Below are 26,094 nucleotides of genomic sequence, written 5' to 3'. Positions count from 1 at the left end.
GACGCGCTCGCCGTCGCCGTCGGCCCGCTCACCGTCGGTCTGGTCCTCGGCGGGTGCGGCGTAGGGGTTGCCGAGCGCGACGACTCCGGCCTCGGCGACCTTGTGCATCTGGTGGGTGCGGATGAGGACTTCGGCGACCTGCCCGTCGCCGCGGGCGACGGCCGTGTGCAGCGACTGGTACAGGTTGAACTTCGGTACGGCGATGAAGTCCTTGAACTCCGAGACCACCGGGGTGAGACAGGTGTGCAGTTCGCCGAGGACGGCGTAGCAGTCGGCGTCCTCGTTGACGAGGACGAGGAGCCGTCCGAAGTCGGTGCCGCGCAGCTGGCCGCGTTTTCGCGAGACCCGGTGCAGGGAGACGAAGTGGCGGGGCCGGATGAGGACTTCGGCCTGGATGCCGGCCTCGCGCAGGACCCCGCGGACCTCTTCGGCGATCTCGGCGAGCGGGTCGCTCTCCCGAGCGGCGTTGTCCGCGATCAGTTCGCGGGTGTGGGCGTACTCCTCGGGGTGGAGGATCGCGAAGACGAGGTCCTCCAGTTCGGTCTTGAGGGCCTGCACGCCGAGGCGTTCGGCGAGCGGGATCAGCACGTCCCGGGTGACCTTGGCGATGCGTTCCTGCTTCTCGGGGCGCATCACGCCGAGGGTGCGCATGTTGTGCAGTCGGTCGGCGAGTTTGATCGACATCACACGGACGTCGTTGCCGGTGGCGACGAGCATCTTGCGGAAGGTCTCGGACTCGGCGGCGGCGCCGTAGTCGACCTTCTCCAACTTGGTGACGCCGTCGACGAGGTAGCGCACTTCCTCGCCGAACTGCTCGCGCACCTGATCGAGCGTCACGTCCGTGTCCTCGACGGTGTCGTGGAGCAGAGAGGCCGTCAGGGTCGTGGTCTCCGCGCCGAGTTCGGCGAGGATCAGCGTCACGGCGAGCGGGTGGGTGATGTACGGCTCGCCGCTCTTGCGCATCTGGCCGCGGTGGGAGGACTCGGCGAGGACGTACGCCCGGCGCAGCGGTTCGAGGTCGGCGTCGGGGTGGTGGGCGCGGTGGGCCTCGGCGACATGGCTGATGGCGTCGGGCAACCGGTCACGGGTGGCCGGCCCCAGCAGTGCGGCACGGCCCAGACGGCGCAGGTCGATGCGAGGCCGGCCCTTCCTGCGGTGCGCTGCGGGCGGCGCAGGGGCGGGCGATACGGCGGGGTTCGTGGCCTCCGCGCTCATGGGCACCTCCGGCTGCGTGGACCGGCGGACGGGTGCCCCATGGCGTGCGGCGGCTCAGGGATCGTGTCGTTCCCCCGTCCGTGCCGGTGCTTGATGCTACCGAGCCCATCACGCCCACCTGACCGCCTCTCGGCGAGCGTGAAACGGATCACCCATTAGAGCGAAGGTTCCGGCGTTTGCGGTTTCGAGCCACGCGACCCCGGCCCTGCCTGGGATTCGCACCCCTGAGCAGGGGTGCGACTCGCACGCCTGTGGCATTCGGGACCCGTATACCACTGTGTCGAGCCTCACATGACTCAACGCACGGCGTTTCCGAGCCAGTTGGCGTCGATTTCCCCTTCGGCGACGATCACGGCGGGGCCGGTCATCTCGATCTCGCCGTCGGGCCGTTCGGTGATGACCAGGGTTCCGCCGGGCACGTCGACCGTGTACGTGGCGGGGGTGCCCGTCAGGGCCGGGTCGGCGCCGTCGCGGCGGGCCGTGGCGACGGCGACGGCACACGCGCCCGTGCCGCACGACCGGGTCTCCCCGGAGCCGCGCTCGTGGACGCGCATCGCCACATGGCGCGGGCCCCGGTCGACGACGAACTCGACGTTGACCCCGTCCGGGTAGGCGGCGGCCGGGCTGAAGGGGGGCGGGGCGTACAGGTCGCCGGCGTCGGAGAGGTCGTCGACGAAGGCCACGGCGTGCGGGTTGCCCATGTTCACGTTGCGCGCGGGCCAGCTGCGGTCGCCGACGCTCACCGTGACGTCCCCCTCGGGGAGGCGTGCCGTGCCCATGCCGACGGTGACGTCGCCGTCCTTGGCGATGTGGACGCTCTTGACGCCCCCGCGCGTGGCGACGGAGAGGTCGCCCTCGGTGACGTGACCGGCGTGCTGGAGGTAGCGGGCGAAGACCCGGACGCCGTTCCCGCACATCTCGGCGATCGATCCGTCGCCGTTGCGGTAGTCCATGAACCACTCGGCCTCGGCGGCCATGCCCGCGGCCTCCGGGTGCGCGGCCGACCGTACGACGTGCAGCACGCCGTCGCCACCGATGCCCGCGCGGCGGTCGCACAGCGCGGCGACGGCGGCGGGAGTGAGGTCGATGAGGTTCTCGGGGTCGGGGACGATCACGAAGTCGTTCTCTGTCCCGTGCCCCTTGAGGAAGGCGATCCGCGTGCTCATTCCTCGATCGTACGGGGTGGAGGGGTCGTCTCCGCCGGGCACCGGCTCAGGGGGCACCCGCACGCCGACGCGCCGGCTCTAGCGCAGCCGGGCCACGCGCCAGACGGCCAGGACGACCACGGCGGCGAGCACCAAGGCGTACCCGAGGACGACCCGCCAGTCCGGGCGGCGTCCGGAGCCCCGCGCGGGCAGGCCGGGCCACGTGTAACCCACACGGCGTGCGGCCATCATGCCCCAGCCGCCGGCGGTGGAGCAGATCAGCAGGCCGAGCATGGCGACCACGGCGCCACCGTCGCCGAACTCGAAGGCGAGCGGGAACGCGAACATCAGGGAGCCGACCGCGCCGAGGCCCACGATGGGCGCCAGCTGCCACAGACGGAGCCTGCGCTGGGGGCGCAGCTCGACCTCGACCTCCGGTGCGGACATCTCGTCCGGTTCCGGTCCGTCGTCGGTCACGCCGTCCGGAGCCTGGTCGTCCGGCCCGTCGGGGCTCAGCGGACCGCTGTCGAGGTCCAGTGCATACCCCTCGGTCACCAGCTGGTCCGCGTCGTCCGCGGTGCCGTGCTCCGCGCCTTGTGCGGTGTCGCGAGGGCCGGCCTCCATCGCCACGCGCCCTCCCAACTCGGACTCCACTTGGTCGATCGAAGCTCGATGATGGCACGCTCCCGGAGGCCGGGAAGACCGCCGGGGCGACCCGATGCCATGACGTGATCAGGCTGTAACCGGTCGTTCGATCAACGCCAATGCGAGCTGCGGGAGTTCCGCCCGGTCCGCGACACCCCCCTTGAGCCAATGCACCCGCGGGTCGCGCCTGAACCATGAATCCTGACGGCGCGCGAAGCGCTTGGTGGCACGGACGGTCTCGGCACGCGCCTCGTCCATGGTGCACTGTCCGGCGAGGGCCGCGAGGACCTGCTGGTAGCCGAGCGCCCGCGACGCCGTACGCCCCTCGCGCAACCCCTGCGCCTCCAGTGCGCGCACTTCGTCGACCAGCCCGGCGTCCCACATGCGGTCGACGCGGGCCGCGATGCGTTCGTCGAGTTCGGGGCGGGCCACGTCGACACCGATCTGCACGGTGTCGTAGACCGAGTCATGGCCCGGCAGGTTGGCGGTGAAGGGCTTCCCGGTGATCTCGATCACCTCGAGGGCCCGGACGATACGGCGGCCGTTGCTGGGCAGGATGGCGTGGGCGGCCTCGGGGTCGGCGGCGGCGAGCCGGGCGTGCAGGGCGCCGGGGCCCCGCAGGGTCAGCTCCTCCTCCAGACGGGCCCTGACCTCGGGATCCGTGCCGGGGAACTCCAGGTTGTCGACGGCGCCCCGGACGTACAGGCCGGAGCCGCCCACCAGGATGGGCCAGCGTCCCTCGGCGAGGAGCGCGTCGATGCGCGCCCTGGCGAGCCGCTGGTACTCGGCGACGCTGGCGGTGACCGTGACGTCCCAGATGTCCAGGAGATGGTGCGGGACTCCGTCGCGCTCCTCGGGGGTCAGCTTGGCGGTGCCGATGTCCATCCCCCGGTAGAGCTGCATGGAATCGGCGTTGACGACCTCGCCGCCGAGGCGCTGGGCCAGGAAGACACCCAGATCGGACTTGCCCGCCGCGGTCGGGCCGACGACGGCGATGACCCGTGGGGCGGGAACTGCGCTACTCACTGCCCCAGTCTCGCAAACCTCGGGGCCTCATCTCGAACGAGCTACGTGACGCGAGGCGGGCGGGGTCGTTGCGTGTTGCGTGTTCTGAGCGCCGGTTTCGAGTGCCGGCGACCCGGTTGACGCAATCGGACGCTCCGGGAAGGCGCGGCAATTAGTCCGCATGAGTAGCATTGAGGTTGATATGGGCGTTTTTTCGCTGTTCCGTCGCAAGGCGAAGGGCTCGGAGGAGGCCGTCGAGGCGACCCCCGCGGTGACCACCGAGACCGGGACGGAAGAGTCGGACGAGGCGAAGGGATCTGCTGAGGCCGCCCAGCCGGAAGCCGACACCGAGGACGAGGCGAAGGACGCCGTGGCGGAGGTGGTCGACGCGGCGGACGACGTCGAGATCCCCCAGCAGCAGACCGCCGAGAAGGCCGCCGACAACGAGGCCGGTGAGGGCGCCCGCAAGTGATGATCCGCGCGGGAAGGTGAACCATGGGTCTTCTGCACAGCATGAGAACCAAACTCTCCCCGACTGAGGAGAAGCTCTCGCACTTCGCACACAAGTACGAGGGCAAGATCCACCACGGTCTCGACAAGGCCGCGCACGCGGTCGACAGGAAGACCAAGGGCAAGTACCGCTACAAGATCGAGTCGGCCAGCGGCAAGGCGAAGCACGCCATGGACCGGCTCGCGCACAAGGAAGACCGCGGTGGCACTCCACCATCGCCTCCGACGGGCGGGGCCACCCCGCCTCCGCCTCCGACTTCCTGAACGCCTTCACATCGACGGACGGCCGCGGAGCACCTCGCTCCCGGCCGTCCGCCGTGTCACGACCAGGTCGCCACCAGGTAGCCCACGCCGTAGGGCGCGTCGTCGTACAGCAGGGTGCCGCTCAGGTCCGCCTCCTCGGCGGCGCCGGCGAGCACCTGCCAGGGGGCGCGGCCGGAGACCAGCAGCTCCCCGGCGAGCCCGGCGTCCAGTGCCTTGAGGGCGGCGATGTCCACCGTGGCGAGGGCGCGGGCGACCGCCGCGTCGAAGCCGGCGGCGCGGTCGTCCAGGTACCCCGGCGCCTTGAGGGTGCGGCACGCGCTGGCGTCGCCCATCACCAGCAGGGCCACGCGCTCGGTGGCCCCGGCGATGTCCCGTCCGAGAGAGATACACCGCTCGGCGGCGAGAGGTTCCGCCACGGCGACGCCTTCGACGGGCACGGACCGCTCGGCGCGGTCGAGCAGCCAGGCGGCCACTGCGAGGGACGCCGGCAACTCGCCCTCCGGCGCCTCCTCAGCCCCGTCCTGCCCGAGCCGGACGTCGAGATCCACGCCGAAGCCGCGGAACGATCCGCGCGCGCCCTGCGCGTACCGGCCGTCCCGCTCGGCGGGCCCGACGACCACCAGGCGTCCGGGCCGGGCCGCCGCGAGCACCCCGAGCGCGTCCGCGCAGGCCTCCCGCGCACGGTCCAGCTCGGGCGCGGCCCCCGCGGCCACCTCGGGCACGAGCAGCGGAGGACAGGGACAGACAGCGGCGGCGACAAGCATGATCCGCAGGGTAACCGCCACGTCTGCGCGAAGCACGAAGCGGACCGGGGGCATGCAGCGGATCGGAGAGGCATGCATTGGGCCGAAGAGGCATGCAGGGGGCCGAAGAACCACGCAGCCGTGCCGGGAGAGACCCCGTGCGGGCTCCCCCACCGTCGGACAGCGGGCTGGGGTCAGTGCCCTCCGCAGCCGCCCGTCGTCGCCACCGGCAGCGGCTCCGGGACGCCGATCTTCGGCAGCCCGAGCAGCACCCCGGCCGGCTTGGCCTCGGGGGCGGCGTTCCGCCTCTCCCAGGCGTCACCGGCGCGCGTCCGGCGCACATCGAGGACGGCGCCCTCGGCGAGGAGGTGGTGCGGGGCGGCGTACGTGATCTCGACGGTCACGAGGTCACCGGGGCGCACCTCCTGGTCCGGCTTGGTGAAGTGGACGAGGCGGTTGTCGGGGGCACGGCCGGACAGCCGGCGGGTGGCGCCGTCCTTGCGGCCCTCGCCCTCGGCGACCATCAGCTCCAGGGTGCGACCGACCTGCTTCTTGTTCTCCTCCCAGGAGATCTCCTCCTGGAGGGCGACGAGCCGCTCGTAGCGCTTCTGCACGACCTCCTTGGGGATCTGGTCCTCCATGGTGGCCGCGGGGGTGCCGGGGCGCTTGGAGTACTGGAAGGTGAACGCCTGCGCGAAGCGGGCTTCACGCACCACGTGCAGCGTCTGCTCGAAGTCCTCCTCGGTCTCGCCGGGGAAGCCCACGATGATGTCGGTGGTGATGGCCGCGTGCGGGATGGCGGCGCGGACCTTCTCGATGATCCCCAGGTAGCGCTCCTGGCGGTACGAGCGGCGCATCGCCTTGAGGACGGTGTCCGAGCCGGACTGGAGCGGCATGTGCAGCTGCGGCATCACGTTCGGCGTCTCGGCCATGGCGGCGATCACGTCGTCGGTGAAGTCACGGGGGTGCGGCGAGGTGAACCGGACGCGCTCCAGGCCCTCGATCGTCCCGCAGGCCCGCAGCAGCTTGCTGAACGCCTCACGGTCGCCGATGTCGGAGCCGTACGCGTTGACGTTCTGGCCGAGGAGCGTGATCTCGGAGACGCCCTCGCCGACCAGCGCCTCGATCTCGGCGAGGATGTCGCCGGTGCGGCGGTCCTTCTCCTTGCCGCGCAGCGCCGGGACGATGCAGAAGGTGCAGGTGTTGTTGCAGCCGACGGAGATCGAGACCCACGCGGCGTAGGCGCTCTCGCGGCGGGTGGGCAGGGTGGAGGGGAACGCCTCCAAGGACTCGGCGATCTCGACCTGCGCCTCGTCCTGGATCCGGGCGCGCTCCAGCAGGACCGGCAGCTTGCCGATGTTGTGCGTGCCGAAGACGACGTCCACCCAGGGTGCCTTCTTGACGATGGTGTCGCGGTCCTTCTGCGCGAGACAGCCACCGACGGCGATCTGCATGCCGGGCCGGGACGCCTTCATGGGGGCGAGGCGGCCGAGGTTGCCGTACAGGCGGTTGTCGGCGTTCTCACGTACGGCGCAGGTGTTGAAGACGACGACGTCGGCGTTGCCCTCGCCGGCGCCCTCGGGCGCGCGCACGTACCCGGCATCCTCCAGGAGACCGGACAGGCGCTCGGAGTCGTGGACGTTCATCTGGCACCCGTAGGTGCGTACTTCGTATGTCTTGACGCCCACTGCCTGGCTCCGGTCGCTGCTGGTCATGTCACCAGGGTAGGCGCTCCGCGGAGTACGCCCCGCCCCTCACCCCGTGCACGCCCGCCTCAGCCGGTCCAGCCCTGCTCACGCAGGACCGCGGCGATGTCGGGCGCCCGGTAGTGGTCGCCCTTGAGGACCTTGCCGTCGGCGCGGCGGGCGACGCGGCCGTCGGGGCCCAGCTTGGTCATGTTGGAGCGGTGGATCTCGGCGATCACCGCGTCGAGGTCGATCCCGTGGACGAGGGCGGTGCCGTACGCCACGTACACGACGTCGGCGAGTTCGTGCGCCAGCCGGTCCAGCGGGCCGCCGACCGCCACCTCGGCGACCTCGGCCGCCTCCTCCGCCAGCAGTTCGCCGCGGTGCGCGGCCAGCTCGGGTGAGACCTCGGTCGGCTCGGTACGGGCGTCGAGCCCGAAGGCGCGATGGAACTCACGGACGAGACGGGCGGGAGAGGAACTCATCCGCCGACCCTATCGACCACCGGCCGACGCCTCCCCATGTCCGGTGCCTCGACCGCCGTCGGCGACTGGTCACGCCCGTCCGGCTCGTACGGTCCTGTTGCCTCAAATCCCTTGCGTGCTGCGGCCTCTGATGCCGCATCAGTAGCCGGGGGGTGGTGTCGGCGGCGGTGACCCGGCTCCGTACGCTCCGTTGAGTCTTCAAGTGCCCCCCTGAACGATTGAGGACCGAACGTGAGCGTTCCCCCCACCTCCGCCTCCCACCGGGCCACCTCCCGCGTGGCCCGCCGCACCGTGCTCGGCGCCGCCGGCGCGGTCGCCGCCGGTGCCGTGATCACACCGACGGTGATGGCCACAACCGACGACTCCGAGCCCGCCGCAGCCGGCCGCGACGACGCGGGCGGCGGCACGACGACCGAGACCTTCCCCCGGACCCGCGCCGAGGCCGCCCGCGGTGAGGCGCCCGTGAAGGCCGCCTTCCCCATCGGCTACATCGGTGTCGCCTGGGGCGGCACCGACGAGACCACCGGCGGCGGCATCCGGCTCCGGGAGTCCGACGGCGGCCAGGGCGCCTGGAAGCCGCTCGGCGACGGCGGCTGCTCCGTGGCCAACGGCGGTGGCGTGCTGATCGCCGCCGACCAGGCCGCCGGCTACGAACTGAAGGCGCCCGACGGCGCCACCGGCCTGCGCTCGCTCGCGCTCGACACCCGGCACGGCCCGCGACGGAAGGTACGGGTGCCGACCGATCCGACCCGGGTCCGCGGTGTCGAGTACCTCTCGCGCGCCGCGTGGGGCGCCGACGAGAAGCTGCGGTTCAAGGCGGACGGCACGGAGAACTCGCCGACCGCGTTCTACCCGTTCCAGACCATCACCGTGCACCACACGGCCATGGCCAACGACGACCCGGACCCTGCCGCCACCGTCCGCGCGATCTACCAGCTGCACGCGGTCACCAACGACTGGGGCGACATCGGCTACCACTTCCTCATCGACGAGGAGGGCCGCATCTACGAGGGCCGCTACTCCGGTGACGACGGGATGCCCGCGCACGACAAGGACGGCAAGGTGGTGACCGCCTTCCACGTCGGCGGCTTCAACTCCGGGAACCTCGGCATCGCGCTGCTCGGCACCTTCACCGAGCAGGGCCCGAAGGAACCGGCCCGGGAGGCGCTCACCCGGCTGGTCCGCGTGCTGGCCCGGCTGCACGGCGTGGACCCGCAGGCCCGGGTGACGTACACGAACCCGGTCAACGGCGTGCAGAAGGAGGTCCCGGAGATCAGCGGGCACCGGGACTGGATGGCGACCGAGTGCCCGGGCGCGGTCATGTACCAGGAGCTGGACCGACTCCGCACGTCGGTGGCCGCCGCGCGCCGCTGACCCACTCCTCGCCCGCGATGGGTGCCGGTCCCCCGCTCGGGGGTCCGGCACCGGCGGCCGCCGTGGTGACGCCCGGCCCCGGTGTCACGGGGCTGGGCGGACCGCACGAGGTGGTCCTCGGGGGCGCGCTCGCATCACCCCCGTGTCACGAGCTCGCACCGGATGGTCCCGATCCTGGCCGCCCGTCCGGTGACCTGGCAGGATCTCGCGCATGGTCCAGGTATTCCCCCGCATCGGCGGGCGTCGCGCGCTACTGGGCTCGGCGGCCTCGTTGGTGGTCCTCGGGCTGCTGGCGTGGTGGCTCTGGCCGCGCGAGACGCCCCCGAGCGGGACGATCACCCTCAGTACGGGAGCCCCGCAGGGCGTCTACCAGGAGTACGGCAAGCTGCTGCGGGACTCGGTCGGCGGGGACATGCCCGACCTGAGGATCGACCTGGAGGACAGCAACGGATCCCAGACGAACGTCACCCGCGTCGCCGCCGGAAAGAGCGACTTCGCCATCGCCGCCGCCGACGCCGTGCAGACCTATGTGGACCAGGGAAAGCCCGGTGCCGACAAACTGCGCGGACTCGCACGGCTGTACGACGACTATGTGCAGCTGATCGTCCCCGCCACCTCGCCCGTCCAGCGGGTCGCCGACCTGAAGGGCAAGCGGGTCGCCGTCGGACCCCAGGGCTCGGGGGTACGGCTGATAGCGGGGCGCGTGCTCTCCGCCGACGGACTGAACATCGACAAGGACATCGACGCGCGCAGCGACACCATCCGCACGGGCCCCGACGCCCTGCGCGAGGGCAGGATCGACGCCTTCTTCTGGTCGGGCGGGCTGCCCACGAAGGGCATCACCGACCTGGCGAAGAAGTACCACTACGACTTCCGCTTCGTGCCGATCGAGAGCGACCTCGTGGCGAAGCTGCACGAACAGGGCTCCGTCTACAGCCACTACCGCGCGTCCGTGATGCCGGCCGACGCCTACCCGACCATCCTCAGGGGCTCCACCGTGCCCACGATCACCGTGGCGAACCTGCTGATCACCCGTGAGGACATGGACCCCCTGCTGACCCAGTGGCTGACCCGCATGGTCATCAAGAGCCGGGACAGGATCGGCAAGAAGGTCCACGCGGCCCAGCTGGTGGACCTGCGCACGGCGATCTACACCGATCCGCTGCCGCTGCACAAGGGCGCGCAACAGTACTACCAGTCAGTCAAGCCGTAGTCGCCGGTCGATGAGGCCCCATGCCGGGCCGGTCGAGCCGTACGGCTGGGCGGCCGAGCCCCGTGCCGGGCGCCCGTCGCGTCGTGCCGGTCAGTTCTGCGGGCGCGGCAGTTCTGCGGGCGCGGCAGTTCTGCGGGCGGGTCAGTTCTGTGGGCGGGTCCTCGGCACCGTCACCGTCACCCTGAGGCCGTGCGGCTTGTGGTGGGCGTACGCGATGGAGCCGCCGCCGGCGGCTATCAGGGCCCGGGAGATGGAGAGCCCGAGGCCCGAGCCCTTGATGTTCTGGTGCGCGGTGCTGCGCCAGAAGCGGTCGCCGACGCGCTCCAGTTCCTCGTCGCTGAGGCCGGGGCCGCCGTCGGTGACGACGACCGTGCAGTCCGGTCCGTTCGGGGCGACCTCGACCTCGACGCGCTCCCCGGCGGGCGTGAACTTCAGCGCGTTGTCGATCACCGCGTCCAGGGCGCTGGACAGGGCGACCGGGTCGACCCAGGCCGTGGTGGCAGGGCAGGTGCCGACCAGCGTCACGCCCTTGTCCTGGGCGAGCGGTGACCAGGAGGCGACCCGCTCGGCGGTCAGCTCCCCCACGTCGGTGAGCTGAAGATCGGACTCGGCGTGCTCGGCGAGCGCGAGGTCGAGCAGATCGTCGAGGACCTGCGCGAGGCGCTTGCCCTCGGTGCGGACGGAGGCGATCTCCTCGTTGCCCTCGGGCAGTTCCAGGGCCAGCAGGTCGATGCGCAGCAGCAGCGCGGCGAGCGGGTTGCGCAGTTGATGGGAGGCGTCGGCGACGAAGGCGCGCTGCTGCTCCAGGACGTCCTCGACGTTGTCGGCCATCTCGTTGAACGACCGTGCAAGGCGCCTGAGTTCGGGCGGTCCACTGGCGACGGCGACCCGTGACTTCAGTCGTCCGGAGGCGATGGCGTGGGTGGTGGTGTCGAGGACACGCACGGGCTTGAGGACCCAGCCCGTCAGCCGCAGGGCGGCGCCGAGGGCGAGGAGCATCGCGGCGATCTCGCCGGCGCCGATGATCAGCCAGCCGCGCAGGATCTTGGAGCGCATCTGGCCGGTGGGCGAGTCGGTGACGACGACGGCGACGACGTCACCGTCGTGGATGACCGGGGAGGCGACCACGAGACGACCGCGCTGCCACGGCCACACCTGCTCGGGGTCGTGCGGGCGCCGCCCCAGCAGCGCCTCGTCGAACGCGTCCTTGCCCTCACCGGACTCGGGCACGTCCCAGCCGACGGGGGCGTTGGCCATGGGGCCCCGGTTGTCGTCGCGGTAGAAGACGCCGGCCTTGATCCCGTACACGCTGTGGTACTGCGCCAGCTCCCGCTGGAGGGTGTCCCGGCGGCCGTCGCCCGAGATGTCGTCCGTCCGGGACCGGGTCGGGGACTCGGTGACGAACTGCGCGAGGGCCGCGAAGCGGGCGGTGTCGTCGATGCGGTCGACGACGACCTCCTGTTGGCGCGCCGCTGCCAGGCTCACCGCCAACGGAATGCCGAGGGCCAGCAGCACGGCGGCCATCAGGACGATGAGCAGCGGAAGAAGACGAGTGCGCACGCGGGAACGCTACGGCGTCGGGGTCACCAGCCGGTAGCCGACCCCGCGCACGGTCTCGATCAGGGCGGGCATACGCAGCTTCGACCGCAGCGAGGCGACGTGTACTTCGAGGGTGCGTCCGGTCCCCTCCCAACTGGTCCGCCACACCTCGCTGATGATCTGTTCCCGGCGGAACACGACACCCGGGCGCTGGGCCAGCAACGCGAGGAGATCGAACTCCTTGCGGGTCAGCTGGACGACCGCGCCGTCCACGCTGACCTGCCGGGTGGGCAGCTCGATGAGCACGGGTCCGAGGCGCAGCCCGGTGTCGCCGGGGGTCGAGGACTCGTCGGGGACCCGGCGCCGGGCGACGGCGTGGATACGCGCGAGCAGCTCGCCGGTGTCGTACGGCTTGACCACGTAGTCGTCGGCCCCGAGGTTGAGGCCGTGGATGCGGGAGCGCACGTCGGAGCGGGCGGTCACCATGATCACCGGGATGCTGGTGCGCTTGCGGATCTTGCCGCAGACCTCGTAGCCGTCCTGGTCGGGCAGGCCGAGGTCGAGCAGGACGACGCCGAAGCCGGCGCCTTCCGGGACGAGTGCCTGGAGGGCCTCCTCGCCGCTGCGGGCATGAGTGACGTCGAAGCCGTGCCTGGCCAGGACCGCGGACAGCGCGGCCGCGACGTGGTTGTCGTCCTCGACGAGGAGCAGCCTCATTCCGGCCCCCTCCGGTTCGATCGGGCATACGTTTGCCGGGCATACGTTCGGTCGTACATACGGTCTCGGCTGGCACACCTTACGCGCACCCCGGCCGGCGTCGAGTTCCCGGACGCTCAGGGGTATGACGGGAAGGCAAGCGGGGACCCGGCTGCTGTGGCCCGCCCACATGGGCAGTGACACCGATGACTGAGGACGCCGTCAAGGCCGTACAGGTTCCGCGAGGGTTCCGTTACCCAGCCGAAACGCCCCCGCGTGGGTCCGCTACGCGCAGTGCCCGACTGCTACCAGATCGTTATGCTCAATTTCCCCTCAGATGTAATGACGCTGGTCGTCGCCGGTCACTACTGTCCTCCGAAACCGAGGAGGACGGAGCCAGAAAGCGATGACCGAAGTTTCGGTGGTCAAGGACGCGGTGCCCGCGGCCGACGACCTGGTCGTCCTGAAGAGCGTCAACAAGCACTTCGGCGCGTTGCACGTACTCCAGGACATCGATCTGACGATCACCAGGGGCGAGGTCGTCGTGGTGATCGGACCCTCCGGGTCCGGTAAGTCCACCCTGTGCCGCACCATCAACCGGCTGGAGTCGATCGACTCCGGCGACATTCTGATCGACGGCAAGCCGCTGCCCGCCGAGGGCAAGGCGCTCGCGCGACTGCGGGCCGACGTCGGCATGGTGTTCCAGTCGTTCAATCTCTTCGCGCACAAGACCGTGCTCGAGAACGTGATGCTGGGACAGCTCAAGGTCCGCAAGACCGACAAGAAGCAGGCCGAGGAGAAGGCGCGGAGCCTGCTCGACCGGGTCGGTGTGGGCACGCAGGCGGACAAGTACCCCGCGCAGCTCTCCGGTGGTCAGCAGCAGCGTGTCGCGATCGCCCGGGCGCTGGCGATGGACCCGAAGGTCATGCTGTTCGACGAGCCGACCTCGGCCCTCGACCCCGAGATGATCAACGAGGTCCTGGAGGTCATGCAGCAGCTCGCCCGCGACGGCATGACCATGGTCGTGGTCACCCACGAGATGGGCTTCGCCCGTTCGGCCGCCAACCGGGTGGTGTTCATGGCGGACGGCCGCATCGTCGAAGAGGCTGTGCCGGACCAGTTCTTCAGCAACCCCCGCAGCGACCGGGCCAAGGACTTCCTTTCCAAGATCCTGCACCACTGACCGCCCGACGAGGCCGGTCCCGGCCACAGGCACCCGCACCACGACGGTCCGCATCTTCACCAGTCAAAGGATGTTCACCATGAAGCTTCGCAAGGTCTCCGCCGCGGCGGCCACCGCCCTCGTCCTCGCTCTGACGGCCACCGCGTGCGGCGGCGGCGACAAGGACGACAACAGTTCGGACGGCGGCTCGGGCGGCGGCAAGAAGATCAAGATCGGTATCAAGTACGACCAGCCGGGTCTCGGTCTGAAGGAGCCCGACGGCACGTTCTCCGGCTTCGACGTGGACGTGGCCACCTACGTAGCCAAGGAACTCGGTTACGAGCCGAACCAGATCGAGTTCGTGGAGACCAAGAGCGCCGACCGCGAGAACGCGCTCGCCCGCGGCGACGTCAAGTTCATCGCGGCGACGTACTCGATCAACGACGAGCGCAAGAAGCTCGTCGACTTCGCCGGCCCCTACCTGCTGGCCCACCAGGACCTGCTGGTCAAGGCGGACTCGAAGATCGCCAAGGGTACGGACCTCAACGGCAAGACGCTCTGCTCGGTGACCGGTTCCACCTCGGCGGAGAACGTCAAGAAGGACATCGCTCCGAAGGCCCAGCTGAAGGAGTACGGCGGCTACTCGGAGTGCATCGCCGGCCTGCAGAGCGGTGCCGTGGACGCGGTCACCACCGACGACTCGATCCTCGCGGGCTTCGCCGCCCAGGAGAACTACAAGGGTCAGTTCAAGCTCGCGGGCCTGAAGCTCAGCAACGAGAACTACGGCATCGGTGTCAAGAAGGGCGACACCGCGACCGTGGACAAGATCAACGCCGCCCTGGAGAAGATGGTCAGCGACGGCGCCTGGGAGACCGCGGTCAAGGAGAACTTCGGCCCGGCCAACTACAAGAACGAGCCCGCCCCGAAGATCGGCAACATCGTCCAGTAAGCGGATATCCGCGAGCAGCGCCGAGATCCGCAAGCGCGCCGCCGCCCGCCGCAAGGCTCGGTGCGGGCGGCGGCGCGCCGCGCCTGCCACGTACGCCACACACCCGGAAGCGCGGGAGACAGTGTTCGACTTCCTTTCAAACTACAACGACCCAAGCTTCTTGGGTGCGTTCTGGACGACGGTCAAACTCACCGTCTTCTCAGCCGTCGGCTCCCTGATCCTGGGCACTCTGCTGGCCGCCATGCGCGTCAGCCCGGTACCCCTGATGCGTGGTTTCGGCGCCGTCTATGTGAACGTCGTGCGGAACATCCCGCTGACCGTCATCATCGTCTTCACCTCGCTCGGCCTCGCCGACATCTTCCGGGTGACGATGGGCGCGAGCGGCGACGTCAAACTCCAGGCCTTCCGGCTCGCCCTTCTCGGTTTCGTCGCCTACACCGCGGCGTTCGTCTGTGAGGCGCTGCGCTCGGGGATCAACACCGTGCCTGTGGGGCAGGCCGAGGCGGCCCGTGCCATCGGACTGAGTTTCAGCCAGGTCCTCAGGATCATCGTTCTCCCGCAGGCATTCCGCGCTGTCATCGGCCCGCTGGCCAACGTGCTGATCGCGCTGACCAAGAACACGACCGTGGCGGCCGCGATCGGTGTGGCGGAGGCCGCCTACCTCATGAAGGGCATGATCGAGAAGGAGGCACAGACGCTGCTCATCGGCGCGATCTTCGCCTTCGGGTTCGTGGTGCTGACCCTGCCCACCGGTCTGTTCCTCGGCTGGCTGAGCAAGCGACTGGCGGTGAAGCGATGAGTTCCGTTCTCTACGACGCCCCCGGCCCCAGGGCCAAACGGCGCAATGTCATTCTCACCGTGGTCTTCGTCGTACTGCTGGCCCTCCTCGCGTGGTGGCTCTGGCGGGCGCTGGACAGCAAGAACCAGCTGGAGTGGAAGCTCTGGGAGCCGTTCTTCACCTCCCAGGCCTGGACGACGTATCTGCTGCCCGGTCTCGCCAACACGCTCAAGGCCATGGGGCTCTCCATGGTGATCGCCCTGCCCCTCGGTGCGCTCTTCGGCATCGCGCGCCTCTCCGACCACGTGTGGGTCCGCATCCCGGCCGGTGCGGTGGTCGAGTTCTTCCGGGCCATCCCGGTCCTGCTGCTGATGCTGTTCGCCAACGAGGTCATCGCTCGCTCGTTTGAAGTCACCACCGAGCAACGACGGCTCTACGCGGTCGTCACCGGTCTGGTGCTGTACAACGCCTCGGTGCTCGCCGAAGTCGTGCGCGCCGGTATCCTCGCCCTCCCCAAGGGCCAGACGGAGGCCGCCCAGGCGATCGGTCTGCGCAAGGGCCAGACGATGTCCTCCATCCTGCTGCCGCAGGCCGTCACGGTGATGCTGCCGGCCATCGTCAGCCAGCTCGTGGTCATCGTGAAGGACACCGCGCTCGGCGGCGTGATGATCGGGTTCACCGAACTGCTCAGCGGACGCGCGACGCTGGCGGCTGTGTACGCCAACCCCGTTCCCAGCTTCGTCGTCGTCGCGATCATCTACATTATCCTGAACTTCATCATCACCAGCTTCGCCAGCTGGCTGGAGCAGCGGCTGCGGCGCGGCAAGAAGTCGACCGGCGCGGTCATCCCGGCCGCCGCTGTCGGTGGCACGACGGCCACCGGCGGGGAAGGCGGCGGCGTACCCGGCCTCGGCACCTACATCGACAAGAAGGACACCTGACGCTTGGGCAGGTGACATCCGCTCCGGATGCCGCCCAGTCGGGACAAAGGGAGGCAGTGGCATGAACCGCCACTGCCTCCCGTCATGTCCGAGACGGCCAGCGACGACGTCCGGCCTCCCCGCTCCCGGGCAGGCGTCGACGCATCACCACAGGCCGACGGCCCTGAGCGATCCGAGTACACCTCACCCCTCCCCTCTTCGCCGTCACTTGACGCAAGCACCGGCAATGGGTTGCATACGTTCTGTGATCGTGCACCCTGCTCCAACTTCTTGTTCACCTACGTCCTCCGGGACGCCGCTGCGGGCAGGGGGCGCCGCGCCGTGGACCCGGTGATCATTGTCGGGGCGGGGCCCGTGGGGCTTGCGCTCGCGCTGGCGTTGGCGCGTCAGGAAGTGCCGTCCGTGGTCCTCGACGAGGGGCCGGGCAAGGACGAGCAGCGGCTCGCGCGGACGGTCGTGCTGCAGGAGGACACGGCCGCTCTGCTGGAGCGATTGTCCGGCGTCCCCCTCACGGAAGGGGGATATCGCTGGACCGGATGGCGGTCCATGCGACGCAAGCAGACGGTGCGTCAGGTCCGGTTCGGGGAGATCGACCCTGACGAACCGGACGGCTCCGCCCGGGAAGTGGCGAGGGGCCCCCGCAACGCCGCCGAGGACACCGTCGAGGGCTCCGCAGGCCTCCCCCCGCTCCACATCCCGCAGCACGTCCTGACCGCCGCGCTGCGTGACGCCATCGCCGAGGAGCGGCTCGTCAAGGTCGCCGTGGAGAGCCGCGTGGACGCCATCGAGCAGGAGGCATCCGGGGTCACGGCCCACACTCGCGGCCCCAAGAGCACCTGGTGGCGGGGCAGTTATCTGGTGGGGTGCGACGGGCCGCGTTCCACCGTGCGCAAGCTCCAGGATATCCGCTTCCCGGGCCGTACGGCCGTGGAGCGGCACGCCGTGGCGGCACTGCGCGTGGAACTTCCCTGGCCAGGCGAAGCGTTGCTGCACCGAATGCCGCCCTGGCGGACGTCGGGTCCCTCCGGCGGTGAGGTGACCGCCCGGCCGCTCGACGACGGGGTCTGGCGCCTGGACTGGTTGTTGCCGCCGGGCAAGGACCTCGTCACCCCCGAACTCCTCGTGACCCGCGTCCGGGAGACCCTCGCGGGCTGGTCGGGGGGCGCCACACCGCCGTACGACCTGTTGGACACCGGTGTGCACACCGTTCACCACCGGCTCGCCCGGCGGTGGCGGGTCGGCCGGGTCTTCCTCGCCGGGGACGCCGCCCATCTGCTCGGCGCGCTCGGTACCCAGGGCCTCGACGAAGGGCTGCGCGACGCCGACAACCTCGCCTGGAAACTGGCCCTGGCCTGGCACCACGGCCCGCACGAGGCACTGCTCAACAGCTACCAGGCGGAGCGCCGCGCGGTCGTCGCCGCCCGGCTGCGCGCAGCCGACCAGGCGTTGCCCCTGCTGCGCGGCGGCAAGGGGCTGCGTTCCTACGTCCCCGGTTCGGGCCGGGGCCACGACGCGCTGCTCGCCGACGGACACCTCGGGCGCGGCCCGCTGGGCGCGCCGGGGGCGTACACCGACTCACCGCTCATGGCTCCGCACACCGCCTCCGAGGCCCCCATCGACACGCTTCCCGGTGCCCAGGTCGTCGACGTCCAGGTGACCGCCGAGGACGGCACGTTCGTACCGCTGCGGGACCGGCTCGGGCGGGGGGCGCTGCTGGTGGTGCTGATCGCGCCGGGTACCGGGGTGTGGGAGCGCAAGCACTGGGTGAGCGCCGGGATCATGCCCCGGCTCGCGGCGGCGGTGTCCGCCCTGCCGCACTCCGCCGAGCTACTGGTGGCCGAGAGCTACCCGGGCGCGGCCGCCCACACCGTGCTCCTTGTACGGCCCGACGGCCACCTCGTCACAGCCCTGAACGGCGTACGCCCGGCCGATCTGTATACGGCGGCGGAGGCGGCCTTGGGCGGGGCGAAGCAGCAGCCCGAGTCCACGGAGGCGACCGCGGCATCGCACTGAGCCGTTGCGCCGGTTGCGCCGCTGCAGGCTTCGTGTCCGGCCGCTTCTCGCGACGACCGTCACTGTGTGTCCACATAGTGATGGTCGGTTGACCGGTCCGCACGGTCGTGGTGTACTCCGGACCGTGATCGACACCTCTACGCGCCTGTGGCGGAGGGTCCACATGGACCTCGTCCGCTACGCGGGCTGCGTGTGTCGTCCGTCCTGCTGATTCGCATCCCTCTTCCCCGCGCGCGCCGCCGTTGTGCCGGCGTGCGCTCCCGCGAACCATTCGCCAGGACGGTCCCCGTGTCTGTGTCTCCCACTGTCTCTTCCTCCGCGTTCTCCGCCTCCGCGACTTCCGCCTCCATCGCCTCCCCTGCTTCGGGTTCTTCCGCTCCCACGCAGTCCGAGCTGCTCGACTTCGCGCGCCGGGCCGCTGCCGACGCCGAGCTGGTCGCCTCGCTTCCGCTCGATCCCGAAGGGCGCACATGGGTGCGGCTCGAAGGGCCCGGCGGCAGCGAGGCGTGGCTCATCGGGTGGCCGCCCGGCACCGGAACCGGCTGGCACGACCACGCCGACTCGGTGGGCGCGTTCGTCACCGCCGCGGGTGAGCTGAAGGAGTACTCCCTCGCCGCCCGGCTGCCCACCGACGGCTGGAAGACCCTCGAACTCACCGATGGTGTCGACCGCGAACGCCGGTTGCCCAGCGGCAAGGGCCGTTCCTTCGGCCGCCACCATGTGCACGAGGTGCTCAACGAGTCCGCCGAGGAGCACGCCATCTCGGTGCACGCCTACTATCCGCCCCTGCCCCGCATCCGCCGCTACAGCCGCACGGGCCAGGTGCTGCGCCTCGAGCACGTCGAACGCCCGGAGGACTGGCAGTGAGCGCCCACTCCCACAGGTGCTGAGCGATCCCTGACCGCTCTCGCTCAGTACCCCTCCTCCAGCCCCTCCGTGTCCTCGCCCTCCTCCTCCAGCGCCTGTCGGACCACCCGGAGGGCCATCCCCTCGGGGTAGCCCTTGCGGGCGAGCATGCCCGCCAGGCGGCGGAGGCGTTTGTCACGGTCGAGGCCTCGGGTGGACCGCAGCTTGCGGGCCACGAGCTCACGCGCGGTGGCCTCCTCCTGGTCGGAGTCGAGCTGGGCGACGGCCTCGTCGATGAGGGCGGAGTCGACGCCCTTGGTGCGCAGCTCCCGGGCGAGGGCACGCCGGGCCAGGCCCCGGCCATGGTGGCGGGACTCCACCCAGGCGTCCGCGAACGCGCTGTCGTTGATCAGCCCGACCTCCTCGAACCGTGACAGCACCTCGTCCGCCACGTCGTCGGGGATCTCACGCTTGCGCAGGGCGTCGGCGAGTTGCTTGCGGGTCCGCGGGGTCCCGGTGAGCAGGCGCAGGCAGATCGCCCGTGCCCGCTCAGCCGGGTCCCCTGAGGACTCCCCTTTCTCGGCCCTCGACGAGAAAGACGAACCCCCGTCCTGTGGCCCCCCGTCGTCATACGGATCGCCGGCCGACTCCCCGAAGCCGCGCCGTCGCCCCCCACGGCCTCGTCGGCCACGTGTCTCGCCGGCCGCGCCGCCCGGTGAGACGCCGCCGCCACGGCTACCGCCACCACGTCCCCGGTCACCGCGCGGCGCGCCGCCACCGGAGGGTCCGCCCTCCTCCGGCGGGCCGACGACATGTTCCTCGTCGGCGTCGTCGGCGTACGGTCCGAACTCCTCTGCGGCGGATCCCCCGGTACCCCCGCGCCCCCGGCTCTCGGGGGCACTGGGGTATGCGTACTCGCCCCAGTCCGTTCTGCGTGTCACGGACTAGCTCTTGGCCGCCGCGGCCTTGGTCTTGGCGGTCTTGGCAGCGGGGGCCTGCACCGTCTTCGCGTCGTCGGCGGGTGCGGCGGAGGCCGCGGCGTCCGCAGCCGGTTCGGCGGTGGGTTCCTCGGGCCGCACGCCGACGCCCAGCTTCTCCTTGATCTTCTTCTCGATCTCGTTGGCGAGGTCGGGGTTGTCCTTGAGGAAGTTGCGGGCGTTCTCCTTGCCCTGGCCGAGCTGGTCGCCCTCGTACGTGTACCAGGCGCCGGCCTTGCGGACGAAGCCGTGCTCCACACCCATGTCGATCAGACCGCCCTCGCGGCTGATGCCCTGGCCGTAGAGGATGTCGAACTCGGCCTGCTTGAAGGGCGGCGCGACCTTGTTCTTGACGACCTTGCAGCGGGTGCGGTTGCCGACCGCCTCCGTGCCGTCCTTCAGGGTCTCGATGCGGCGGATGTCGATACGCACCGAGGCGTAGAACTTCAGCGCGCGGCCACCGGTCGTGGTCTCCGGCGAGCCGAACATCACGCCGATCTTCTCGCGGAGCTGGTTGATGAAGATGGCGGTGGTCTTGGACTGGTTGAGCGCGCTGGTGATCTTCCGCAGGGCCTGGCTCATCAGTCGGGCCTGCAGACCCACGTGGCTGTCGCCCATCTCGCCCTCGATCTCCGCGCGCGGGACGAGCGCGGCGACGGAGTCGATGACGATGAGGTCGAGGGCACCGGAGCGGACCAGCATGTCCACGATCTCCAGCGCCTGCTCGCCGTTGTCCGGCTGCGACAGGATCAGGTTGTCGATGTCGACGCCGAGCTTCTTCGCGTACTCGGGGTCGAGGGCGTGCTCGGCGTCCACGAACGCGACCTGGCCGCCGGCCTTCTGCGCGTTCGCCACCGCGTGGAGGGTCAGGGTCGTCTTACCGGAGGACTCGGGGCCGTAGATCTCCACCACTCGGCCACGCGGCAGGCCGCCGACACCGAGGGCCACGTCCAGCGCGGTCGACCCGGTCGGGATGACCTCGATGGGCTCCCTCGACCGCTCGCCCATGCGCATGACCGCGCCCTTGCCGAATTGTCGTTCAATCTGTGCGAGCGCGGCGTCGAGCGCCTTCTCGCGGTCGGTTCCTGCCATGGGTTCCACCCGATTTGCTTGAGTCGATCGCTTCACGTGAAAGACGCTAACGCCTGCCACTGACAATGGGCCCCGACGCCCGCCCGGCCTGTGGATAACTCGGGTACTTCTCCACACAAACCCTGTCGAACTCCCCGTCGAGAGGCTCGCCGGAGCCTCCATGAGAATGGATGTTCGATTTTGGTGTCAAGCGCACCACACGGTCCCCCGGGACTTCCGGAAGGGGGATTCAGTTCGTCGACGATGGCGATGGCCGGCCACCGCAGCCGGTCGCCGCTCCCGCGAAGGGGGCGGAGTCATGCCGCCGGGCGTCAGTCCCGCGGAGTGCCGCCTTCGGACCCGGAGCTCCCCTCGGGGCCCGTGTCCCGGCGTGGCCCCTGCGAACCGTCCTCCTGGGGACCGCCCTCATCCTGAGGACCGTCTCCCTCCTGCGGCCCGGCCTCCCCCTGCGGCCCGGTCTCCTCCTGCGTGGCGTCGTCCGACGGCCGCTTCGTGCCCCACGTGTGCTCCAGCCGCTCACGCACGCGCGTGAGGACGTCGCTTCCGGAGCCGTCCTCGTCCCGCTCCGCGCGCGGCCGGTTCCGGAGACGGGCGAGGAGGTTGCCGGAGCCGCGTCTGCGGTGGCCGTGGACGCGCGGGTCGTCCGTGACGGCGTACCGCTTCACGTACGCCCCGAGGAACGCCTGGAGGGTGGCGATGGCGGGGATGGCGATGAGCGCGCCGACGGCGCCGAGGAGCGCGGTGCCCGCGACGACCGATCCGAAGGCGACGGCCGGGTGGATGTCCACGGTCTTGGCGGTCAGCTTGGGCTGCAGCACGTAGTTCTCGAACTGCTGGTAGATGACCACGAAGACCAGGACCCACAGCGCGTACCAGGGGTTGACCGTGAAGGCGATCAGCATCGGCAGGGCGCCCGCGAGGTAGGTGCCGATCGTGGGGATGAACTGGGAGACCAGGCCGACCCAGACCGCGAGGGCGGGGGCGTACGGCACGTTCAGGTACTCCAGCAGGACGTAATGGGCTATGCCCGAGATCATGGCCATCAGGCCGCGGGAGTACAGGTAGCCGCCGGTCTTGTCGACGGCGATCTCCCACGCGCGCAGCACCTCGGCCTGCTTGGCGGGCGGCAGCACGGAGCACAGCGCGCGCCGCAGCCGGGGGCCGTCGGCCGCGAAGTAGAACGAGAACAGGCCGATCGTCAGCAGCTGGAAGAGGCCGCCGAGGACCTGCGCGGAGACGTCCAGGACGCCGGTGGCGCTGTTCTGGACGTACCTCTTCAGCCAGTCGGAGCGGAGCAGCCCCTCCTGGATGTCGACGCGCCTCAGCTCGGTGTGGAAGGTGGTGTTGATCCAGCTGATGACCGAGTCGAGGTAGGCAGGAAAATCCTCGACCATCTTGACGATCTGACCGGCGAGCATCGAGCCGAGAAGGGTGACGAAGCCCGCGACCGCGATCAGTGTGAGCAGGAAGACGAGGAAGGTGGCGAAGCCCCTGCGCAGCCCCTTCGAGGCCATCCAGCTGACCGCGGGCTCGATCGCGAGGGCCAGGAAGAACGCGATGAGGATGTTGACCAACAGCCCGATGAGCTGGTGGAACGCCCAACTGCCCAGTTGGAAGACGGCGACCAGCGAGAGCGCGAGCACCATGGCACGCGGCAGCCAGCGCGGCATGCCCGAACTCGGCCTGGTGCCGACCGGGGGCCCGGTGGGCGGCGCCGTACCGGAGGGGGATGCCTGGGGCTCGACCTGCGCGGTCTCGTCTGAGGGGGCCACGGACCAAGTCTCGCCCACACCACCGACAATCGGCCCCCGCCCCCTGCACCTTCCGGCCCCGAGGCGACGACCGCGCGACCGATACGGCGGCTTTTCAGCGGTTCTCGGCCGGAACGCCCATCGTCGTGCACACCACGCGCCACACGTCCTTGGCCTCCCAGCCGGCGTCCAGCGCCTCGTGCACCGTCCGTCCACCGAGTTCGGACATCACATGATCGCGCGCGAAGGTTTCGGCGTACCCCTCACCGAAGTGTTCCGCCATCCGCTGCCAGAAGACCGTCAACCGCATGACTCCAGTATCCCGCCCCAGGGGGGGGGGCCGGGCCGGGACGGCCTGCCGATACCGCTTTCCGCCCTACGGTCTGACGCATGGCCGAAACCGGAGCATCCCCACGCCCCTCATCGCCCCCGGCGCACACCCCGCTCGCCCGCGCCGAGCAGTTCGTCTGGCTGACCGCGCGGGTACTGGAGCAGCGCCGCTTCGCGTACCACTTCCTGGACGGGAGCGCCGACGCGGTGGAGACCGCGCTGGCCGCCTACCGCACCGCCGACGAGGGGTACGGGCACGCGCTCGAACCGGATCTGCGCGGGCCGGTGAGCCAGCCCCTGCACACCGGGCACGCGTTGCGGGTCCTGGACTCGATCGGGCGGTGTGCCGGACAGCGGGTCGAGCGCGTGTGCCGCTATCTGACGTCGGTGTCGAACCCGGACGGCGCCCTGCCCGCCGTACATCCCGGTCAGCGCGGATATCCGGCGGCCCCGTTCGTGCCGATCGTCGACGACCCGCCCAGTGAGCTGCTGGCCACCGGGCCCGTGGTGGGCTTGCTGCACCGCAACCAGGTGTGGCACGCGTGGCTGTTCCGGGCGACCGACTTCTGCTGGCACGCGGTCGAGACGCTTGAGAACTCGCACCCGTACGAGGTCCAGGCCGCCGTGGCGTTCCTGGACTCCGTGCCCGACCGTCCGCGCGCGCAGGCGGCCGCCGACCGGCTCGGCCGGCTGGTGCGCGAACAGCGGCTGGCCGCGCTGGATCCCGGGCGGCTGGAGGAGTATCCCGTGGCGTCCGGTTACGCACCGGGTGAGCACCACTTCCCGTTCGACTTCGCGCGTACGCCGGAGTCGCTCGCACGCGCGTGGTTCACCGACGAGGAGATGTCCCGTTCGCTCGACTTCCTGGAGAGCGAGCAACGCGACGACGGCGGGTGGCCGATCCGCTGGCGCCAGTGGGCCCCGGGAACCGCCCTGGAGAGCCGCCCGATCGTGACGATCGAGGCACTGCGCACACTGCGCGCGTACGGGCGGTCGATCGGCTGAGGAGATGACAGACACAGCGCTGGGGATTCGACAGACGCGAGCGAGCTACCGGCGGGCGGGATGCCCGGGGGTACGCGTGCGTGCATGAACGGACGCGCGCGTACGCCCATGCCCGCTTCCACGGGCGCACGCGTACGCGTACCGCTGTCTCAGCCTGTGATCGCCCGCACCCCCGCCGTCACGATCACCGCCGCTGCCACGACGAGCAGGAAGGGCGCGCGCAGGACGAGCGCGACGGCGGCCGCGGCGACTCCCGCTGCCCTGGCGTCCAACACGAGCGCACGTCCGTCGGCGAAGGTCTGCTGCGCCGTGAGGGCGGCGAGCAGCGCGACGGGGAGGAGGGCGGCCAGGCGTTGGACGAGCGGGCGTTCCAGGACGCCCTCGGGGACCAGCAGACCGATGAGCTTGACGGCGTAGCAGCCGACGGCGGTCACGGCGATCGCGATCCAGACGTTCATCGGTCCTCCTCCTGCGGGCCGTACTGGTCGCGCTGTGGGTCGTGGGAGTCGCGTGAGTCGTTCACCGCGCGGTCGCCGGTCTCCCGGTCGCCGGTCTTGCGGCGCCCCTCCGCCCAGAGGACGACGGGAGCGGCTGCCGCGGCCACGAGCACCGGCACTCCTGCGGGCAGGACGGGCAGGAGGCCGAGCCCTAGGAGGACCGCGATACCGGCCACGGCCCGTTCCCTGGTGGTCTTGAGCATGGGTGCGAGGAGCGCCAGGAAGACGGCGGGCCCGGCCGCGTCGAGCCCCCATGCCTCGGTGTCGCCGATGGCCTCCGCGCCGAGCGCGCCGAGGAGCGTGGTGAGGTTCCACAGCAGATAGAGGCTCAGCCCGGTGACGGTGAAGCCGATCCGGGCGGCCCGGCGCGTGGGCTGGGCGAGCGCGACGACCGTGGTCTCGTCGATCACCCACTGCGCGGCGAACGGCCGCACCGCGCGCGGGAGGGCCAGCAGCTGTGACAGGCGCAGCCCGTAGAACGCGTTGCGCACTCCCAGGAAGAAGGCCCCGGCCGCCGCCGTGAACGGATTGCCGCCGGCCGCGAGCGCGCCCACCAGGGCGAACTGGGAAGCACCGGTGAACACCAGCAGGCTCAACGCACAGGTCTGCGGCAGGCTGAGCCCGCTGCCGGCCGAGGTCACCCCGAAGGCGAACCCGGACAGCCCGACGGCGACCCCGACCGCCAGGGCGTCCCGGACGACGGCCCGATCGGGCTTGACGCCCCCTGTGTCGTGCGTGCCTGCGAAAGCTGTCTGTTCTGCCACACCTCGGACGGTAGGACCATCAGCACTTAGGAATCTTGTACGTTCTTGCGCCCGCGTCCGCCGCTCTGGGTTTCCCTGTCGTGCCCGGTGCTCCTGTCGCCCTCGTGTTCCCTGCTGCCTTCGTGTTCCCTACCGCCGTTGCGTCCCCGCAGATCGTCGGGGCCGCCTCTGCGTTCCCGCTGGTACGCGCCCGGGGGGACGCCCACGATCCGGCTGAAGTGGCGGTTGAGGTGCGGCTGGTCCGTGAAGCCGACGGCGACGGCTGCCTCGGCGGGGGCCGTGCCCGCGTCGAGCAGGGCCCTGGCCCGACGGACGCGGGCGTCGGTCAGCCAGGAGTGCGGAGGCATGCCGTAGGCGGTGCGGAAGGCCCGCAGGAGGGCGAACGGGCTGGTGCCGAGATCCGCGGCGAGTCGCTCCAGGGTGGGCGGGTCGGCCATCCGCTCCAGGAGCACCGCACGCGCGCGTGCCGC

General features: G+C 70.7%; 28 protein-coding genes. 12 read left to right on the top strand and 16 right to left on the bottom strand.

Annotated elements, in window-relative coordinates:
* From AOK23_RS30045 to miaA, 4 genes are all read right to left on the bottom strand, one after another.
* Positions 1–1,215 (bottom strand): HD domain-containing protein (locus tag AOK23_RS30045; protein ID WP_157878195.1); only part of this gene is annotated, 1,215 nt, incomplete at its 3' end.
* A gap of 296 nt (positions 1,216–1,511) precedes the next feature.
* Positions 1,512–2,381 (bottom strand): diaminopimelate epimerase, encoded by an 870-nt coding sequence (gene dapF, locus AOK23_RS30040; RefSeq protein ID WP_055715734.1) that lies wholly within the window; start codon positions 2,379–2,381, stop codon positions 1,512–1,514.
* A gap of 78 nt (positions 2,382–2,459) precedes the next feature.
* Positions 2,460–2,990: a hypothetical protein gene (locus AOK23_RS30035; RefSeq protein WP_079049787.1), complete on the bottom strand. Its 531-nt coding sequence runs from the start codon at positions 2,988–2,990 to the stop codon at positions 2,460–2,462.
* Positions 2,991–3,092: 102 nt separating this feature from the next.
* Positions 3,093–4,031, bottom strand: a complete 939-nt coding sequence (gene miaA / locus AOK23_RS30030) for a tRNA (adenosine(37)-N6)-dimethylallyltransferase MiaA (RefSeq protein WP_055715732.1) — start codon at positions 4,029–4,031, stop codon at positions 3,093–3,095.
* Positions 4,032–4,191: 160 nt separating this feature from the next.
* Here miaA and AOK23_RS30025 point away from each other — a divergent pair, with 160 nt between their 5' ends.
* Both AOK23_RS30025 and AOK23_RS30020 read left to right on the top strand, forming a co-directional pair.
* Positions 4,192–4,482: a hypothetical protein gene (locus tag AOK23_RS30025; protein ID WP_240496628.1), complete on the top strand. Its 291-nt coding sequence runs from the start codon at positions 4,192–4,194 to the stop codon at positions 4,480–4,482.
* A gap of 23 nt (positions 4,483–4,505) precedes the next feature.
* Positions 4,506–4,784, top strand: coding sequence for an antitoxin (locus tag AOK23_RS30020; RefSeq protein WP_055715730.1), 279 nt, complete (start codon positions 4,506–4,508; stop codon positions 4,782–4,784).
* A gap of 56 nt (positions 4,785–4,840) precedes the next feature.
* Here the strand turns inward: AOK23_RS30020 and AOK23_RS30015 are convergent, their stop codons facing one another.
* From AOK23_RS30015 to AOK23_RS30005, 3 genes are all read right to left on the bottom strand, one after another.
* Positions 4,841–5,548, bottom strand: a complete 708-nt coding sequence (locus AOK23_RS30015; protein ID WP_055715729.1) for a class III extradiol dioxygenase subunit B-like domain-containing protein — start codon at positions 5,546–5,548, stop codon at positions 4,841–4,843.
* Between the two features lie 173 nt (positions 5,549–5,721).
* Positions 5,722–7,242: a tRNA (N6-isopentenyl adenosine(37)-C2)-methylthiotransferase MiaB gene (gene miaB, locus AOK23_RS30010; protein ID WP_079049786.1), complete on the bottom strand. Its 1,521-nt coding sequence runs from the start codon at positions 7,240–7,242 to the stop codon at positions 5,722–5,724.
* A 59-nt stretch (positions 7,243–7,301) separates the two neighbouring features.
* Complete coding sequence (locus AOK23_RS30005; RefSeq protein WP_055715728.1) at positions 7,302–7,697, bottom strand: pyrophosphohydrolase domain-containing protein; 396 nt, start codon at positions 7,695–7,697, stop codon at positions 7,302–7,304.
* Between the two features lie 231 nt (positions 7,698–7,928).
* Here AOK23_RS30005 and AOK23_RS30000 point away from each other — a divergent pair, with 231 nt between their 5' ends.
* Positions 7,929–9,071: a peptidoglycan recognition protein family protein gene (locus tag AOK23_RS30000; RefSeq protein ID WP_055715727.1), complete on the top strand. Its 1,143-nt coding sequence runs from the start codon at positions 7,929–7,931 to the stop codon at positions 9,069–9,071.
* A 211-nt stretch (positions 9,072–9,282) separates the two neighbouring features.
* Complete coding sequence (locus tag AOK23_RS29995) at positions 9,283–10,284, top strand: TAXI family TRAP transporter solute-binding subunit (RefSeq protein ID WP_055715726.1); 1,002 nt, start codon at positions 9,283–9,285, stop codon at positions 10,282–10,284.
* Between the two features lie 141 nt (positions 10,285–10,425).
* Here AOK23_RS29995 and AOK23_RS29990 read toward each other — a convergent pair whose 3' ends face one another.
* Together AOK23_RS29990 and AOK23_RS29985 are read right to left on the bottom strand one after the other, a co-directional pair.
* Entirely contained in the window at positions 10,426–11,844 is a 1,419-nt protein-coding gene (locus AOK23_RS29990; protein WP_055715725.1) for a sensor histidine kinase, read from the bottom strand.
* A gap of 9 nt (positions 11,845–11,853) precedes the next feature.
* Positions 11,854–12,540, bottom strand: a complete 687-nt coding sequence (locus tag AOK23_RS29985) for a response regulator transcription factor (protein ID WP_055715724.1) — start codon at positions 12,538–12,540, stop codon at positions 11,854–11,856.
* Between the two features lie 385 nt (positions 12,541–12,925).
* Between AOK23_RS29985 and AOK23_RS29980 the strand changes: the two genes are divergently transcribed.
* The 7 genes from AOK23_RS29980 to AOK23_RS29955 all read left to right on the top strand — a co-directional run bounded on the left by AOK23_RS29980 (position 12,926) and on the right by AOK23_RS29955 (position 19,229).
* On the top strand, positions 12,926–13,702 hold the full coding sequence (locus AOK23_RS29980) for an amino acid ABC transporter ATP-binding protein (protein WP_055715723.1): 777 nt from the start codon (positions 12,926–12,928) through the stop codon (positions 13,700–13,702).
* A 79-nt stretch (positions 13,703–13,781) separates the two neighbouring features.
* Positions 13,782–14,630 (top strand): glutamate ABC transporter substrate-binding protein, encoded by an 849-nt coding sequence (locus AOK23_RS29975; RefSeq protein WP_206336321.1) that lies wholly within the window; start codon positions 13,782–13,784, stop codon positions 14,628–14,630.
* A gap of 121 nt (positions 14,631–14,751) precedes the next feature.
* Positions 14,752–15,429, top strand: a complete 678-nt coding sequence (locus AOK23_RS29970) for an amino acid ABC transporter permease (RefSeq protein ID WP_055715721.1) — start codon at positions 14,752–14,754, stop codon at positions 15,427–15,429.
* Positions 15,426–16,349 (top strand): amino acid ABC transporter permease, encoded by a 924-nt coding sequence (locus AOK23_RS29965; protein ID WP_055715720.1) that lies wholly within the window; start codon positions 15,426–15,428, stop codon positions 16,347–16,349. Before AOK23_RS29970 ends, AOK23_RS29965 begins: the two co-directional genes overlap by 4 nt.
* 321 nt (positions 16,350–16,670) lie before the next feature.
* Positions 16,671–18,362 (top strand): FAD-dependent monooxygenase, encoded by a 1,692-nt coding sequence (locus tag AOK23_RS29960; protein WP_055715719.1) that lies wholly within the window; start codon positions 16,671–16,673, stop codon positions 18,360–18,362.
* A 64-nt stretch (positions 18,363–18,426) separates the two neighbouring features.
* Positions 18,427–18,573, top strand: a complete 147-nt coding sequence (locus AOK23_RS51745) for a putative leader peptide (protein ID WP_338056537.1) — start codon at positions 18,427–18,429, stop codon at positions 18,571–18,573.
* Positions 18,574–18,710: 137 nt separating this feature from the next.
* The gene (locus AOK23_RS29955; protein ID WP_107102900.1) at positions 18,711–19,229 is read left to right on the top strand and encodes a cupin domain-containing protein; all 519 of its coding nucleotides are present in this window, start codon (positions 18,711–18,713) and stop codon (positions 19,227–19,229) included.
* Positions 19,230–19,273: 44 nt separating this feature from the next.
* Here the strand turns inward: AOK23_RS29955 and recX are convergent, their stop codons facing one another.
* From recX to AOK23_RS29935, 4 genes are all read right to left on the bottom strand, one after another.
* Positions 19,274–20,149 carry a recombination regulator RecX gene (recX, locus tag AOK23_RS45745; protein WP_079049784.1) on the bottom strand — a complete coding sequence of 292 codons (876 nt, stop codon included), beginning with the start codon at positions 20,147–20,149 and terminating at the stop codon, positions 19,274–19,276.
* Positions 20,150–20,152: 3 nt separating this feature from the next.
* Positions 20,153–21,277 carry a recombinase RecA gene (gene recA / locus AOK23_RS29945; protein ID WP_055715717.1) on the bottom strand — a complete coding sequence of 375 codons (1,125 nt, stop codon included), beginning with the start codon at positions 21,275–21,277 and terminating at the stop codon, positions 20,153–20,155.
* Positions 21,278–21,588: 311 nt separating this feature from the next.
* Positions 21,589–22,947: an AI-2E family transporter gene (locus AOK23_RS29940; protein ID WP_079049783.1), complete on the bottom strand. Its 1,359-nt coding sequence runs from the start codon at positions 22,945–22,947 to the stop codon at positions 21,589–21,591.
* A gap of 196 nt (positions 22,948–23,143) precedes the next feature.
* Positions 23,144–23,338, bottom strand: coding sequence for a DUF3046 domain-containing protein (locus tag AOK23_RS29935; RefSeq protein WP_055538943.1), 195 nt, complete (start codon positions 23,336–23,338; stop codon positions 23,144–23,146).
* Positions 23,339–23,418: 80 nt separating this feature from the next.
* Between AOK23_RS29935 and AOK23_RS29930 the strand changes: the two genes are divergently transcribed.
* The gene (locus AOK23_RS29930; RefSeq protein ID WP_055715716.1) at positions 23,419–24,363 is read left to right on the top strand and encodes a hypothetical protein; all 945 of its coding nucleotides are present in this window, start codon (positions 23,419–23,421) and stop codon (positions 24,361–24,363) included.
* 149 nt (positions 24,364–24,512) lie between these two features.
* Here AOK23_RS29930 and AOK23_RS29925 read toward each other — a convergent pair whose 3' ends face one another.
* From AOK23_RS29925 to AOK23_RS48625, 3 genes are all read right to left on the bottom strand, one after another.
* Positions 24,513–24,821, bottom strand: coding sequence for an AzlD domain-containing protein (locus tag AOK23_RS29925; protein WP_055715715.1), 309 nt, complete (start codon positions 24,819–24,821; stop codon positions 24,513–24,515).
* Positions 24,818–25,624, bottom strand: a complete 807-nt coding sequence (locus tag AOK23_RS29920; protein ID WP_240496627.1) for an AzlC family ABC transporter permease — start codon at positions 25,622–25,624, stop codon at positions 24,818–24,820. The genes AOK23_RS29925 and AOK23_RS29920 overlap by 4 nt, the downstream gene beginning before the upstream one ends.
* Before the next feature lie 26 nt (positions 25,625–25,650).
* Positions 25,651–26,094 (bottom strand): helix-turn-helix domain-containing protein (locus AOK23_RS48625; RefSeq protein ID WP_240496626.1); only part of this gene is annotated, 444 nt, incomplete at its 5' end.

Source organism: Streptomyces torulosus, from assembly GCF_001419765.1.
Taxonomy (GTDB): domain Bacteria; phylum Actinomycetota; class Actinomycetes; order Streptomycetales; family Streptomycetaceae; genus Streptomyces; species Streptomyces torulosus.
Note: the sequence above shows the minus strand (reverse complement) of the source record. Positions and strands in the feature narration are given on the sequence as shown.

Coding starts and splice junctions, on each gene's coding strand:
- miaB (WP_079049786.1), bottom strand. CDS start 7,242: ATGACCAGCAGCGACCGGAGCCAGGCAGTGGGCGTCAAGACATACGAA.
- AOK23_RS29985 (WP_055715724.1), bottom strand. CDS start 12,540: ATGAGGCTGCTCCTCGTCGAGGACGACAACCACGTCGCGGCCGCGCTG.
- dapF (WP_055715734.1), bottom strand. CDS start 2,381: ATGAGCACGCGGATCGCCTTCCTCAAGGGGCACGGGACAGAGAACGAC.
- AOK23_RS29965 (WP_055715720.1), top strand. CDS start 15,426: ATGAGTTCCGTTCTCTACGACGCCCCCGGCCCCAGGGCCAAACGGCGC.
- AOK23_RS29925 (WP_055715715.1), bottom strand. CDS start 24,821: ATGAACGTCTGGATCGCGATCGCCGTGACCGCCGTCGGCTGCTACGCC.
- AOK23_RS29975 (WP_206336321.1), top strand. CDS start 13,782: ATGAAGCTTCGCAAGGTCTCCGCCGCGGCGGCCACCGCCCTCGTCCTC.
- AOK23_RS29940 (WP_079049783.1), bottom strand. CDS start 22,947: ATGCCGCGCTGGCTGCCGCGTGCCATGGTGCTCGCGCTCTCGCTGGTC.
- AOK23_RS29935 (WP_055538943.1), bottom strand. CDS start 23,338: ATGCGGTTGACGGTCTTCTGGCAGCGGATGGCGGAACACTTCGGTGAG.
- recA (WP_055715717.1), bottom strand. CDS start 21,277: ATGGCAGGAACCGACCGCGAGAAGGCGCTCGACGCCGCGCTCGCACAG.
- AOK23_RS30020 (WP_055715730.1), top strand. CDS start 4,506: ATGGGTCTTCTGCACAGCATGAGAACCAAACTCTCCCCGACTGAGGAG.
- AOK23_RS29995 (WP_055715726.1), top strand. CDS start 9,283: ATGGTCCAGGTATTCCCCCGCATCGGCGGGCGTCGCGCGCTACTGGGC.
- AOK23_RS30025 (WP_240496628.1), top strand. CDS start 4,192: ATGAGTAGCATTGAGGTTGATATGGGCGTTTTTTCGCTGTTCCGTCGC.
- AOK23_RS30005 (WP_055715728.1), bottom strand. CDS start 7,697: ATGAGTTCCTCTCCCGCCCGTCTCGTCCGTGAGTTCCATCGCGCCTTC.
- AOK23_RS29980 (WP_055715723.1), top strand. CDS start 12,926: ATGACCGAAGTTTCGGTGGTCAAGGACGCGGTGCCCGCGGCCGACGAC.
- AOK23_RS30015 (WP_055715729.1), bottom strand. CDS start 5,548: ATGCTTGTCGCCGCCGCTGTCTGTCCCTGTCCTCCGCTGCTCGTGCCC.
- AOK23_RS29930 (WP_055715716.1), top strand. CDS start 23,419: ATGGCCGAAACCGGAGCATCCCCACGCCCCTCATCGCCCCCGGCGCAC.